This is a genomic window from Variovorax sp. PAMC28562, from assembly GCF_014303735.1.
Classification (GTDB): domain Bacteria; phylum Pseudomonadota; class Gammaproteobacteria; order Burkholderiales; family Burkholderiaceae_C; genus Variovorax.
The window spans coordinates 1,848,118-1,861,458 of the sequence record NZ_CP060296.1; the positions used below are offsets into that span (position 1 = coordinate 1,848,118).

Consider the following 13,341-nt stretch of genomic DNA (forward strand, 5'->3'; position numbering starts at 1 on the left):
CCTCGCCCACCCTTTCGGTGGGCGTTTTTCAATACGGCGCATCAGAACAATGAACGAGGAACAGGAGCGCTTCGATGGGATCGAACTGGGATTGGCAGGTCTTCTTGACGGACCCGGGTGGCAAGCACCCTACTTACTTGCAATGGATGTTGTCGGCCTGGGGTTGGACCGTGTCCGTCTCCATACTGGCGTTGATCGTCGCGCTCGTCATGGGCTCGCTGATCGGCATCATCCGCACCTTGCCCGACAGCCCCTGGCTGGTTCGACTGGGCAACGCGTGGGTCGAGCTCTTTCGCAACATTCCGCTGCTGGTGCAGATCTTTCTCTGGTATCACGTCATCCCGGCTTTGATTCCCGTGATGAAGGGCGTGCCACCCTTCGTGCTGGTGGTGCTGGCACTGGGCTTCTTCACCTCGGCCCGTATCGCCGAGCAGGTTCGCTCCGGTGTTCAGGCGTTGCCCAAGGGACAGCGTTACGCGGGCATGGCGGTCGGCTTCACAACGCCGCAGTACTACCGCTACGTTCTGCTGCCGATGGCCTACCGGATCATCCTGCCGCCGCTCACCAGCGAGACGATGAACATCTTCAAGAATTCATCGGTGGCGTTCGCGGTGTCGGTGACCGAACTCACCATGTTCGCGATGCAGGCGCAGGAAGAAACCTCGCGCGGCATCGAGGTCTATCTCGCCGTGACGGTGCTCTATGTGATCTCGGCTTTTGCAATCAACCGCATCATGGCGTTCATCGAAAAGAAGACGCGCGTGCCCGGCTTCATCGTCTCGGCCAGCGCTGGCGGAGGTCACTAGCATGATGAATCTCGACCTGTCCTTCTACAACTGGGACATCATCAGCAAGTTCGTCCTGAAGGGCTTCTACTTCAGCATCATGCTGACGATCGTCGCCACCATCGGCGGCGTGCTGCTCGGCACCGTGCTGGCGCTGATGCGGCTCTCGGGAAAGAAATTTCTCGACGTACCCGCCACGCTCTACGTCAACGGCATGCGCAGCATTCCGCTGGTCATGGTGATCCTCTGGTTCTTCCTTCTGGTACCGGCCGCGTTCTATTCCACCTTCGGTGGCTGGGGCGCCAACTACCGCTCGGAAATCTCGGCGGTCATTACCTTCATCGCTTTCGAGGCGGCGTACTTCAGCGAAATCATGCGGGCAGGCATCCAGTCGATTCCGCGCGGCCAGGTGCATGCGGGCCAGGCGGTCGGCATGACCTACGGCCAGAACATGAAGCTGGTCGTGCTGCCGCAGGCGTTCCGCAACATGCTGCCGGTGCTGCTCACGCAGACCATCATCCTGTTCCAGGACACCTCGCTGGTGTATGCCATCGGCGCCTACGACATGCTCAAGGGCTTCGAGACGGCAGGCAAGAATTTTGGCCGGCCTATCGAGGCTTACCTCCTCGCCGCCGTCGTGTACTTTGCCATGTGCTACGCGCTCTCGTTCTGCGTCAAGCAGCTGCACAAGAAGATCGCCATCATTCGCTGACCTGGAGATAAAAGATGTCTGAAAACATGATCGAAATCAAGAACGTATCCAAGTGGTACGGCCCGGTTCAGGTGCTGAACGAATGCTCCGTCAACATCGCCAAGGGCGACGTGGTGGTGGTGTGCGGCCCCTCGGGTTCCGGCAAGTCGACGCTCATCAAGACGGTGAACGCACTCGAGCCTTTTCAGAAGGGCGAGATCACCGTCAACGGTATTGCCCTTCACGACCCCAAGACAAACCTGCCCAAGCTTCGCTCCAAGGTCGGCATGGTGTTCCAGCACTTCGAACTGTTCCCCCATCTGTCGGTGACCGAGAACCTGACGATCGCGCAAATCAAGGTGCTGGGCCGCAGCCCCGCTGAAGCCAAGACGCGCGGCATGAAGATGCTGGACCGCGTGGGTTTGATGGTCCACAAGGACAAGTTCCCGGGCCAGCTCTCCGGTGGACAGCAGCAACGCGTGGCGATCGCCCGCGCGCTGAGCATGGACCCCATCGTGATGCTGTTCGACGAGCCGACGTCCGCCCTCGACCCCGAGATGGTCGGTGAGGTGCTCGACGTGATGGTGACGCTCGCCAAGGAAGGCATGACCATGATGGTCGTGACGCATGAAATGGCGTTCGCCCGCAAGGTTGCGAGCCGCGTGATCTTCATCGACGTGGGCGGCCGCATCCTGGAAGACTGCGCCAAGGACGAGTTCTTCAGCCACCCTGAGAACCGTCAGCCGCGGACGAAGGATTTCCTGAACAAGATCCTGCAGCACTAGCTCGCCCCCAGGTCGCTGCGCACTTCGTGTCGCTGCTCCCACCCCCTGCCGGGGGCGACACCAGCGGCGGGTGCGGCGCCGCGTGCCGATGCGTTGACCGCCTTCGTCACCGATGGTCGTCAAGGCGTCATGCTCGCGCCGGGCACATGGCATCACGCGCTGTTGGCTGTAGACGCGAGGGATTTCGTCGTGGTGGAACGCGTCGCTGCCACGGTCGATTGCGATGTATCCGAGGTGAACCCGACCGTTAGCGTGACGTGGGCTGGTTAAGTGCGTAAGGCGTCCTGGCGCTGACGACTTTCCCGTCGAGTGCTCGCTATGTCGCGATGCGCTCAGCCAGCGCAATCAACGACCGGTCCGAGCCCGCCGGCCCCAGCAGCGAGATACCCAGCGGCGCGCCATCGCGTTTCGCCAATGGCATAGACAACTGAGGAAAGCCGCTGAGCCCTGCAACGCACAGCATGCGGATGGCCTTGTTGCGGTAGTCCTCCAGGCTGGCGTCAGTGGCCGCGCGCAGCGGAGCGATGTCGGGCATCGTCGGCATCAGCAACACGCCGTCGTTGCCCAGCAGCGCGGCGAGCTGCGCCTTGAAGCGGGTCCGAAATTCGCGCGCGATGTTCACTTGGTCGTCGGTCACATCGCGTGACCAGGCGAAGCGCTCGGCGACGCCGGGACCGAGTGGCGGCGCGTAGCGCTCGATCAACGGGCCATCGGTGAGCCATGCTTCGCGCGCTTGCACGTACCGAAAGTTCCAGTACATCGCGTCCCATGACTCGAGCGCGATCTCCACGGGCTCGGCTTGCCCGAGCACCGACTGAACCTGCTTCGTTACCTCGTCGAGCGCCTCGACCACCGGCGCGTCGAGCATTGCCCAGATGTCTTCCGGCCACAGCATGCGAACGGTGTCGGGCAGCGGGTGTGCATCGTCACCCAACAGCACCTCACCTACTCGCGCAAAGGTGCCGACGTCGCGCGCGAACCAGCCCACCGTGTCGAGGCTCGGCGAAAGATCGAGCACCGCTTCGAGGCTGATGCGGCCGTGCGTCGGTCGGATGCCGTACAGGTTGCAATGATTCGCCGGCGCGCGCACCGAGCCGCCGGTGTCGCTGCCGAGGGCGAAGTCGCACAGACTCGACGACACCGCCGAGGCCGAGCCGGACGACGAGCCGCCGGTGATGCGGTCCTTCGCGGCACCGTTGATCGGTGCACCGAAGTGCGCGTTGTTGCCGTTCATCGAAAACGCGAGTTCATCTGTCACGGTCTTGCCGACGAAGCGTGCACCGGCATCGAGCAGTTTCTGCACCGACGGCGCAGTGCGCGTCTTGATGCCGGACATCGCCAGCACGATCGGACTGCCGCCGCCGGTCGGATAGCCGGCCACGTCGTACAGGTCTTTGACCGCGAAGCTGAGATCGGCGAGCGGGCCGGTGGCTGCGCGCGGTACGGCGACATCGGGATAGGGAACGAAGGCGTGGGCAGGGTCGTGCAGTGGCATGGTCTAGTCTCCTTTGGAAATCACACGGCAACAGGCGCAACAGGCGCAATCGCCGCCGCCCGATCCGTGTGGATGCACCGCGCATGATGCCCCGGTGCGACTTCGATCGACGGCGGCTGCGCGGTGCGGCAGGCATCGGTCGCCAGCGCACAGCGCGCGGCGAACGCGCAGCCGGGTGGCAAATCGGACAGGTCGGGCGGCGCACCGCCGATCGTCTCCAGCCTCACGCCCCGCGCCATCGCACCTTCGGCGCGGCTCTTCAGCAACGCGATCGTGTACGGATGCCGGGGCGTCAGGATGAGGTCGCGTGCAGTGCCTTCTTCGACGATGCGGCCGGCATACATCACCGCGATGCGGTCGGCCACTTCGACCGCCGCGCCGATGTCGTGCGTGACGAAGATGACCGACAGGCCCAGGTCGCGCTGCAGGTCGCGCAACAGCAAAAGAATCTGGATTTGCACCGTGGCATCGAGTGCGGTGGTGGGCTCGTCGGCCAGCAGCACCTTCGGGTTGCAGGCGAGCGCCAGCGCGATCATCGCGCGCTGGCGCATACCGCCGGACATCTCGTGCGGGTAGGCCGAGAGGCGCCGTTGCGGACTCGGGATGCGCACCTTCTCGAACAGCGCCAGCGCACGTGCCGCCGCTTCGGACCGGCTCGCACCGGCGTGTCGGCGAATCGTTTCGATGATCTGCGCACCGACCGTGTAGACCGGGTCGAGCGCGAGCAACGGCTCCTGGAAGATCATCGCGACTTCTTTGCCGCGCATGTCCGACAGCGCGCGTGGGCTCATGCCGAGCACGTCTTGCCCGTTGACTTCGAGCTTGCCGGTGATGCGTGTGCTGCGCTCGTTGTGCAGCCGCATCACGGTGCGCAGCGTGACGCTTTTGCCGGAGCCCGACTCGCCGATGAGCGCGACGACTTCGCCTTGCTGCAGTTGCAGGTCGACGCCGTTGACGGCCTCGATCTTTCTTCCGGGTGCGACGAAATTGACGCGCAGGTCTTTGAGCTCGACGGCGAGGCCGGCGACCTTGGTCGATGCGTCAGACATGCGCCGGCTCCGCTGTTGCGGCTGTCGCGGCTGTCGCAGCATGCAGCGCCGCGGGTTCCGGCATGTCCGGAAAGTCCGCCGTCGGCACATAGCCAGAGCCCGGCTGCCAGCGCAAACATGCCACGCCGTGGCCCGGCGCCGTCTCTGCAAAGGCCGGCATCTTCTGGCTGCACACCGCCTGCGCAAACGCGCATCGCGTGTGAAAGCGGCAACCCGATGGTGGATCGATCGGGTTCGGCGGATCGCCCGACAAAGGCGCCTCCGTCGTGCGCTGCATCGGATCGCCGCTCGGCATCGAGCGCAGCAGCGCGCGCGTGTACGGATGGCGCGGCGCATCGAACACCTGCGCCGATGTGCCGATCTCGACCACCTGGCCGAGGTACATCACCAGCACGCGGTCCGACATGTAGCGCACCACGTGCAGGTCGTGGCTGATGAAGAGATAGGTCAGGCCGAAGTCGCGCTTCAGGTCTTCGAGCAGGTTGAGCACCTGCGCCTCGACCGACTTGTCGAGGGCGGACACCGCCTCGTCGAGGATCACCAGCCGCGGCTCCAGCGCCAGCGCACGCGCGATGTTCACTCGCTGTCGCTGGCCGCCCGACAGCTCGTGCGGATAGCGCCCCGCGAAACGCGCCGGGTCGAGCCCGACGCGCGCCAGCAGGTCGTGCGCGCGGTTGAGCGCATCGCGGCCCGACACGCCGTGCACCGTCGGCCCGAAGGCGACCGAGTCCTCGATCGTCATGCGCGGGTTCAGCGACGAGTAGCTGTCCTGGAACACCATCTGCGTCTGGCGGCGGAAGTCGCGCAACGGCAGGTCGCGTGCGCCGACCGTCGCGCCATCGAAGACCAGCTCGCCGCTGTCCTGCGCGATGAGCTGCATCAGGATGCGTGCGGTGGTCGACTTGCCGCAGCCGGATTCGCCGACCACGCCCAGCGTTTCGCCCTTGAGAATTTCGAAGCTCACGCCATCGACTGCGCGCACCGCGGGGTGGGGTCCGCGTGCGAATCCGAAGCCGCCGCGCTTCAGTGGAAAGTGCTTTTTCAGGTCCTGCACGCGCATGAGCGGCTGGCGCGGCCCGCCGATGTCGGCATTGCTGCCGGGCTTAGTCACTGCTTCACCTCCATCGCCGCACGCAGCCCATCGGCCAGCATGTTGAACGACACCGAGGTCATGAAGATGAGCACGCCGGGAAGTGCAGCGATGAGCGGCTGGCTGTAGATGGCGGTGCGCAGGGTGTTGAGCATCAGACCCCATTCGGGTTGCGGCGGCTTCACGCCGAGCCCGAGAAACGACAGGCCCGAGGCCAGGATCATCGACACTGAAATGAGACTGGTCGCGTACACGAAGATCGGCCCGATCACGTTGCCGAAAACATGGCGCCGCACGATGGTGAAGGCCGGGGCGCCGGATGCGCGCGCCGCATCGACGTAGTCGCTGCGTCGCACTTGCGTGGTCACGCTCTCGGCGATTCGCGCGATCTGCGGCACGAAGACCACGGTGAGTGAAATGAGCGCGTTGGTGATGCCGGCGCCGAGCGCCCCCGACAGCGCGATGGCCAGCAGCACCGACGGAAACGCATACAGCACGTCGATGCACCGCATGATGATGGTGTTGACCTTGCCACCCGCGTAGCCGGCCAGGATCCCGACGCCGCTGCCGATCACAAAAGCCATGATCACCGGCGCGATTCCCATGAAGAGCGAGAGTCGGCCACCGAGCATCAGGCGCGACAGCATGTCGCGACCCAGCTCGTCGGTTCCCAGTGGAAAGCCGGCCGTGCCGACCGGTCGCAAGCGCTTGAACATCGATGTCGCGAACGGGTCGCTCGGCATGATCCACGGCGCCAGCAGTGCGACGAGGATCAGCAGCGCGATGATGCCGGCGGCGGTCATCGCGATCGGGTTGCGCACGAGGCGGCGCAATACGTTGGCGCCGTGGCTGGCGGAGCGCACGGCTGGTGTGAGCTGGACCGGCGGTGTGCCGGCCGTCGGGGAGCCAGGTGCGGTGACGGAAGTCGTCGACATGGCGTCAGGCCCTTTCGATGCGAGGATCGAAAAGCGTCTGCAAGACGTCGACCAGCAGATTGAGTGCAACGAAGAACAGTGCGAGCACGAGGATGGTTCCCTGCAGCAGCGGCAGGTCGCGCTGGAAGATCGCCTGGTTCAGCAGAAAGCCGGTGCCCGGCCAGGCGAACACGGTTTCGATCAATATCGATCCGCCGAGCAGGTAACCGAGCTGCAGCCCCATGACCGCGAGGGCGGTCGGCGCGCAGTTCTTGACGACGTGCCTGAACACGCCGAATTCGCTCAGCCCGCGTGCGCGCAGGCCGATCACGAACTCCTGCGAAAGAATGTCGGCCACCAGTGCGCGCACGGTGCGCGCGACGATGCCCATCGGAATGAACGACATGGTGACGGCGGGAAGGATCAGGAACTTGATGTGTTCGACGTCCCACTTCCACAGGGCAGAACCGTCAGGCCCGGCGCCGGTGGCCGGCAGCCACATGAGCTTGGCCGAGAAGACGATGACGAGCACCATGCCGAGCCAGTAGTGCGGCAGGCTGACGCCTATCACCGAGACGAAAGAGGCCGCGCGGTCCATCCACGAGTTGCGAAAGTAACCCGCGACGAAGCCGAACAGCGAACCGAAGGCAAAGCCGATGAGCGTCGCCAGCGCGGCAATCATGAAGGTGTTGCCAACAGCCTTGAACACCTCCTGCGTGACCGGACGCGCCGTCGCGATGGAGGTGCCGAGGTCGCCGTGCAAGGCCCGCCAGATCCACAGGCCGAACTGCACCGGCCATGGCTTGTCGAAGCCGTAGATCTTCATCATCTGCTGCTGCAGGTCGGCCGAGGCATCGGCCGGCAGGATCGACACCAGCGGATCGCCCGGCGCGATGTGCACCAGCATGAAGCAAAGGAACGACACGCCCAGCATGATGGGCAAGGCGTAGCCGATGCGGCGCAAGAGATAAGAAATCATGGGGCGCCGCGACCTGGGGGCGAGCTCAATCCATGCTCATCGTTGCCAGGTCGATGAACCAGCTCTGCGGCTGCACCACGCCCTTGATTTTCGGCGACAGCGCGCGCGGTCCGACGTCGTGAGCGACGAACAGGAACGGGGCCTCGTCGACGATCTTCGCGTGCAGGTTGGCCAGTGCCACGTCGCGCTGCTTCTCGTCGAAGGTGGTGCGGGCCTTGTCGACCAGTGCATCGACTTCCGGGTTGCTGAAGTAGCCCCAGTTGTTCGACACCGGCGGGAAGGCCTTGGTGCTGACGAAGCGGACCATCGCGAAGAACGGGTCCATGGTCGCAGCGCTCACGTTGGTAGCGTGCGCTCCGTGGGCGCCCGGGTCCTTGGCGCCGAGGCGCCAGCTGGAGAACAACGTGTTCCATTCGACGACGTCGAACTGCACGTCGAAATAGCACTCCTTCAGGCTTTGCTGGATGAATTCATTCATCGGCAGCGGCTGCATCTGGCCCGAGCCCGAGGCCGAGGTCTGCACCTTGACCTTGACCGGCTTGCTTGCAGAGTAGCCCGCTTCGGTCATCAGCTTCTTGGCGGCGGCCGGGTCGTACTTGATCTGGAAGGTCGGGTTGCCGCGCCACGGATTGCCGGGCTCGGCCACACCGGTGGCCTCGACCATCAGGCCGCCGAGCAGCTCTTTCATGGCGGTGCGGTTCAGGCACAGGTTGGCGGCGTAGCGCACCTTCTTGTCGGCGAATGGCGAGTCCGGGAGCATCGAGAACTGCCATGGCCAGAGGTGCGGCTGCAGGTTGGAGTACAGCTTGAAGCCGCGGCCCTTGATGGCTTCGAGGGCATCCGGTGCGGGCGCTTCGATCCAGTCGACCTGGCCCGACAACAACGCTGCGGTGCGCGAGCTCGCCTCAGGCAACGGGAGCATCACGACGCGGTCGATCTTGGGGCGACGGGCGGCGTCCCAGTAGTCCGGGTTCTTCACGATTTCAAGGCGTTCGCGCGGCACGAACTTGGATGCCTTGAACGGGCCGGTGCCGGAGAAATCGGCGGCAAAAGCTGTCCAAGCGGCCTTGCTGCGCTCGGCCTTGTCGGTCACGGTGGCGGGCAGGGCGGCCAGCTTCTTTTCCCACTGTGCGGGCGAGGCCATGAAGAGGTTGGTGAGGTTGATCGGCAGAAACGAATCGGGCTCCGACGTGGTGAGCTCGACCGTCAGGTCGTCGATCTTGCGGGCCGTGCGCAGCGTCGGCATGCGCGATGCGGTCACGCCGATCTGCGCGGGGTCGAACTGGGGTGCGTCCTTGCGCAGTACCTTGTCGACGTTCCACACCACGGCGTCGGCATTGAAGGGCGAGCCGTCATGGAACTTGACGCCCGGGCGCAGCTTGAACACCCACTTGGTGCGGTCGGAGGCATCGACCGCCCAAGACAGGGCCAGGTCGGGAATCACGACGCTGGCCTTGGTGGCCGACGTCAGGTCCCATTGCGTGAGGCTGTCGTACATCGGAACGCCGGTGAAGCGATTGCCTTCGTAACCTTGATCGGGCTGGCCCGAGGTGCGCGGAATGTCGCCGGCGGTCATGGCGATGCGCAACACTTTTTCTTGCGCAAGCACTGCCGTGCCGATGAGCGACAGCGCAGCGACCAGCAATGCGCCGACGCGGTTCGGCAAGGTTGGGGTGTACATGGAGAGCGACCTTTGAGTTTTGGAATGCGTTTTTTCAAGCAAGCGACATGCCAATCGAATCGCCTTGATGTGTACCTCGCTCCGGAACAAGGCCAGACGACAATGCCGGACCATGACCAGCATCTCCTCCCTCACGATCACGCGTCCCGACGACTGGCACCTGCATGTGCGCGACGGCGCCGCGCTCGAAGCCGTGGTGCCGCACTCGGCACGCCAGTTCGGCCGCGCGCTCATCATGCCCAACCTGCGCCCTCCCGTGACCACGGCCGAGCAGGCGCTCGCATACCGCGACCGCATCCGCGCGGCAGTGCCGGCCGGCGTCGACTTCGAGCCGGTGATGTCGCTCTACCTCACCGACAAACTGCCGCCCGACGAAATCGCACGGGCGGCCGAAGCCGGCGTGCGCGCGCTGAAGCTGTACCCGGCCGGCGCCACCACCAACAGCGATGCAGGAGTGACCGACATCCGTCACACCTACAAGACGCTCGAGGCCATGCAGAAGCACGGCTTGCTCTTGCTGATCCACGGCGAAGTGACCGACCCCGCCATCGACCTGTTCGACCGCGAGGCGGCCTTCATCGATCGCGTGATGATCCCGCTACGGCGCGACATGCCCGAGCTCAAGGTCGTGTTCGAACACCTCACCACGAAAGAGGGCGCGCATTACGTTCGCGATGCCGATCGATTCACCGCCGCCACCATCACCGCCCATCACCTGCTCTACAACCGCAACGCCATCTTCACCGGCGGCATTCGCCCGCACTACTACTGCCTTCCGGTGCTCAAGCGCGAAACGCATCGCGTGGCACTGGTCGAAGCGGCGACCAGCGGGAGCGACCGCTTCTTTCTCGGCACCGACAGCGCACCGCACGCTGCGGCCCTGAAAGAAAACGCCTTCGGCTGCGCCGGCTGCTACACCGCGCTCACTGCGATCGAGTTGTATGCCGAAGCCTTCGACGCCGTCGGTGCCATCGACAAGCTCGAAGGCTTCGCCAGCTTTCACGGCGCGGATTTCTATGGCCTGCCGCGCAACGCCGGCACCATCACGCTGAGGCGCGAGCGCTGGACCGTGCCGGAAGAAGTACCGTACGGCGAGGCCACGGTGAAGCCACTGCGCGGCGGCGAAACCCTCGACTGGAAGCTCGCATGACCCCCACTCCCCGCGTCATGCTGCTGATCGACGCCGACAACGTTTCGTCCGATGTCATCGAGCAGGCCGCGCAACGCACGATGGCCGTGTACGGCGCCATTCACGTGCGCCGCGCCTATTGCAACGCCGAGACCGCGCTGAAGCAGCAGGCGTTGTTCAAGCGCTTGTCGGTGCGGCCCATGGTCAACATCTCGGCCGGCAAGAACAGCACCGACATCGCGCTCGCGGTCGACGCCATCGACCTGGTCATCGCCGAACGCCCGCACGTCGTCGTGCTGGTGTCGTCCGACTCCGACTTCGCGCCGCTGGTGATCCGCCTGCGCGAAAAAGGCTGCCGCGTGTGTGGCATCGGACAGCAGGGCAAGACCGGCGAAGAGACGATTGGCGTGTACGACGAGTTCATCGATCTGGCGCACAAGAGTGCGTCGGCGACAACGCGTGTGGCGTCGACCGCGGCTCCGCGTGCGGCTGCAGCTCCGCGTCAACCAGCGCGAAAGGCAGCGTCGAACCGTTCGACTGCCAAGTTTTCCGACGAGGCATCGCAGGCCGACGAACTCGCGGCTGCCCGCGCTACGTCGCCTGCACCGAACGCACCGAACGCACCGAGCACACCAGTCGCTCCACGTGCGCCCGCAGCGCCCCGCAAAACCGCGAGCCGCTCCGCCGCCCGCAAGAACGCGCCCGTGAAAGTGTCCGCACCTTCCGAAGCGGCGGAGTTCATCCTGAACGCCGCGCCTGCGCTGCGCAGTGGCACCGACGTGCCGCTCAACGATGTCGCGAAGGCGCTGCGCACAGCGGGACTGCTCGGCAAGCACGGCAGCTCGCTCAAGCTCTTCGACAAGCTCACCGACGAGTTCGCCGTGCTGCAGCACCCGGACCGGATTCGATGGACCGGCGGCCCGACCCGCTGAACCTGTCCGGGGTCGACTGGGCCCGTCCCTGGCTGGCGCACTGTCGCGACATCGGTCAGGCAGTGGCCCAGTCATCGCAGAAAACCTCCGTGGCGCAGGCGTTGCAAGCGGTCTCGTTCGGCGTGACGATCGATGCTGGCAGTGCGAGTGGGCCCTGCGTTCCGGCCTTCGTGCCGCAAAGCCATCTGCCACCCGATCGTGCCTACGAAGCGCACATCTTCGAGACCGGTACCGTGCCGACGCGCAACAACCTGCACGATTTCTTCAATGGGCTCACCTGGCTCGCATTCCCGCTGACCAAGAAACGTCTCAACGCATTGCAGGCGGCTGAAATCGAACGCGCCGGCGTCGGCGCGGCGCGCGGTCCCTTGCGCGATGCGCTCACGCTGTTCGACGAAAACGGCGCGGTACTCGATGCGCCGCCTGCGATGTGGGAAGCGCTGCGCGCGCGCGACTGGCAACGACTTTTTGTCACCGAACGTGCGGTGTGGCAGGAGGCGCGTTTGCTCGTGTTTGGTCATGCGCTGCTAGACAAACTGTGCCGACCGCGCAAGGGAATGACAGCCCACGTGCTGCTCGCGCCCGGCGCTTTCGACTCGACCCGATCAATCGCAGCCGACGATGCCGCGATAGCGCGTGCGCTCGATCCGGCGCACCTGGCCACCAAGCCTTTCGTGCCTTTGCCGGTGCTCGGGATACCGGGTTGGTGGCTCGATAACGAGAACTTTTCCTTCTATGATGACCCGGACGTCTTTCGTCCCTTCCGGCCCCGAGAAGAAGCAACATACAAACAGGGCCGGCGCCTTTAAATCCATTGCGCTCGCAGGGCGTGAAGCTTGAAGCGGGACATTTCGGTCCCCACCTTCCGGTCTGTTGTCGCGGTCCGTTGTCGCCTTCTTTCCCCACGGAGAAATCAACTTGAAACGCATTCTTCTGTTCGTGCTCACCAACGTGCTGGTCGTCGCGGTGCTGGGCGTCGTGTCGAGCCTGCTCGGCTTCAACCGCTACCTGACATCCAGCGGGCTCAACCTGCCTGCACTGCTCGGCTTCGCGCTGGTGATGGGTTTTGGCGGGGCGATCATTTCGCTGCTCATCAGCAAGCCGATGGCCAAGTGGACGGCTGGCATCCGCATCATCAACGACCCACAGTCGGCCGATGAAGCATGGATCGTGGAGACGGTGCGCAAGTTCGCCGACACCGCCAAGATCGGCATGCCCGAGGTCGGCATCTTCGAAGGCGAGCCCAACGCCTTCGCCACCGGCGCGTTCAAGAATTCGTCGCTGGTCGCGGTGTCGACCGGCCTGCTGACGAACATGACGCGCGAAGAGGTCGAGGCCGTCATCGGCCATGAAATCGCACACGTGGCCAATGGCGACATGGTCACGATGGCGTTGATCCAGGGCGTGATGAACACCTTCGTCGTCTTCCTGTCGCGGGTCATCGGCTACGCCGTCGACAGCTTTCTGCGCCGCGGCGATGACCGCAATTCCGGGCCCGGCATCGGCTACATGATCACGACGCTGGTGCTCGACATCGTGCTGGGCTTCGCCGCGCAGATCGTCGTCGCGTGGTTTTCGCGCCACCGAGAATTTCGCGCGGATGCAGGATCAGCCAGCTTGATGGGCAGGAAGCAACCGATGATGAATGCGCTGGCACGGCTGGGTGGGTTGCCTCCGGGCCAGTTGCCCAAGTCGGTCGAGGCAATGGGCATCACCGGCAGCATCGGCAAGCTGTTTGCCACGCATCCGCCGATCGAAGAGCGCATCGCTGCGCTGCAGAACGCCAGGGCTTGAGACTTTGAGTGCGGGGA

General features: G+C 64.6%; 14 protein-coding genes. 8 read left to right on the forward strand and 6 right to left on the reverse strand.

Annotation, left to right across the window (positions count from 1 at the left end; translation table 11 throughout):
- Nucleotides 1-74 precede the first annotated feature (74 nt).
- The 4 genes from H7F36_RS08805 to H7F36_RS08820 all read left to right on the forward strand — a co-directional run bounded on the left by H7F36_RS08805 (nucleotide 75) and on the right by H7F36_RS08820 (nucleotide 2,531).
- A complete protein-coding gene (locus H7F36_RS08805) occupies nucleotides 75-806 on the forward strand; it encodes an amino acid ABC transporter permease (RefSeq protein ID WP_187054313.1) in 732 nt (243 codons plus the stop codon).
- A gap of 1 nt (nucleotide 807) precedes the next feature.
- Nucleotides 808-1,497 carry an amino acid ABC transporter permease gene (locus tag H7F36_RS08810; RefSeq protein ID WP_187054314.1) on the forward strand — a complete coding sequence of 230 codons (690 nt, stop codon included), beginning with the start codon at nucleotides 808-810 and terminating at the stop codon, nucleotides 1,495-1,497.
- 26 nt (nucleotides 1,498-1,523) lie between these two features.
- Nucleotides 1,524-2,261 (forward strand): amino acid ABC transporter ATP-binding protein, encoded by a 738-nt coding sequence (locus tag H7F36_RS08815; RefSeq protein WP_187054872.1) that lies wholly within the window; start codon nucleotides 1,524-1,526, stop codon nucleotides 2,259-2,261.
- Nucleotides 2,262-2,390: 129 nt separating this feature from the next.
- Nucleotides 2,391-2,531 carry an ureidoglycolate lyase gene (locus H7F36_RS08820; RefSeq protein WP_315971457.1) on the forward strand — a complete coding sequence of 47 codons (141 nt, stop codon included), beginning with the start codon at nucleotides 2,391-2,393 and terminating at the stop codon, nucleotides 2,529-2,531.
- A 46-nt stretch (nucleotides 2,532-2,577) separates the two neighbouring features.
- Here the strand turns inward: H7F36_RS08820 and H7F36_RS08825 are convergent, their stop codons facing one another.
- The 6 genes from H7F36_RS08825 to H7F36_RS08850 are packed head-to-tail and all read right to left on the reverse strand — an operon-like array spanning nucleotide 2,578 to nucleotide 9,469.
- Nucleotides 2,578-3,756 (reverse strand): amidase, encoded by a 1,179-nt coding sequence (locus tag H7F36_RS08825; protein WP_187054315.1) that lies wholly within the window; start codon nucleotides 3,754-3,756, stop codon nucleotides 2,578-2,580.
- A gap of 20 nt (nucleotides 3,757-3,776) precedes the next feature.
- Nucleotides 3,777-4,805 (reverse strand): ABC transporter ATP-binding protein, encoded by a 1,029-nt coding sequence (locus tag H7F36_RS08830; protein WP_187054316.1) that lies wholly within the window; start codon nucleotides 4,803-4,805, stop codon nucleotides 3,777-3,779.
- Nucleotides 4,798-5,865: an ABC transporter ATP-binding protein gene (locus tag H7F36_RS08835; protein WP_187054873.1), complete on the reverse strand. Its 1,068-nt coding sequence runs from the start codon at nucleotides 5,863-5,865 to the stop codon at nucleotides 4,798-4,800. Before H7F36_RS08835 ends, H7F36_RS08830 begins: the two co-directional genes overlap by 8 nt.
- A gap of 47 nt (nucleotides 5,866-5,912) precedes the next feature.
- On the reverse strand, nucleotides 5,913-6,830 hold the full coding sequence (locus H7F36_RS08840; protein ID WP_187054317.1) for an ABC transporter permease: 918 nt from the start codon (nucleotides 6,828-6,830) through the stop codon (nucleotides 5,913-5,915).
- 4 nt (nucleotides 6,831-6,834) lie between these two features.
- Nucleotides 6,835-7,788, reverse strand: a complete 954-nt coding sequence (locus H7F36_RS08845) for an ABC transporter permease (protein ID WP_187054318.1) — start codon at nucleotides 7,786-7,788, stop codon at nucleotides 6,835-6,837.
- A gap of 25 nt (nucleotides 7,789-7,813) precedes the next feature.
- A complete protein-coding gene (locus H7F36_RS08850; RefSeq protein ID WP_187054319.1) occupies nucleotides 7,814-9,469 on the reverse strand; it encodes an ABC transporter substrate-binding protein in 1,656 nt (551 codons plus the stop codon).
- A 112-nt stretch (nucleotides 9,470-9,581) separates the two neighbouring features.
- Here H7F36_RS08850 and pyrC point away from each other — a divergent pair, with 112 nt between their 5' ends.
- The 4 genes from pyrC (at nucleotide 9,582) to htpX (ending at nucleotide 13,324) form a co-directional block, all read left to right on the forward strand.
- Entirely contained in the window at nucleotides 9,582-10,619 is a 1,038-nt protein-coding gene (gene pyrC / locus H7F36_RS08855) for a dihydroorotase (protein ID WP_187054320.1), read from the forward strand.
- Entirely contained in the window at nucleotides 10,616-11,530 is a 915-nt protein-coding gene (locus H7F36_RS08860; protein ID WP_187054321.1) for an NYN domain-containing protein, read from the forward strand. The genes pyrC and H7F36_RS08860 overlap by 4 nt, the downstream gene beginning before the upstream one ends.
- Nucleotides 11,506-12,339 carry a DUF3025 domain-containing protein gene (locus tag H7F36_RS08865; RefSeq protein WP_261802545.1) on the forward strand — a complete coding sequence of 278 codons (834 nt, stop codon included), beginning with the start codon at nucleotides 11,506-11,508 and terminating at the stop codon, nucleotides 12,337-12,339. Before H7F36_RS08860 ends, H7F36_RS08865 begins: the two co-directional genes overlap by 25 nt.
- Before the next feature lie 109 nt (nucleotides 12,340-12,448).
- Nucleotides 12,449-13,324 (forward strand): protease HtpX, encoded by an 876-nt coding sequence (gene htpX / locus H7F36_RS08870; RefSeq protein WP_187054322.1) that lies wholly within the window; start codon nucleotides 12,449-12,451, stop codon nucleotides 13,322-13,324.
- Nucleotides 13,325-13,341 lie beyond the last annotated feature (17 nt).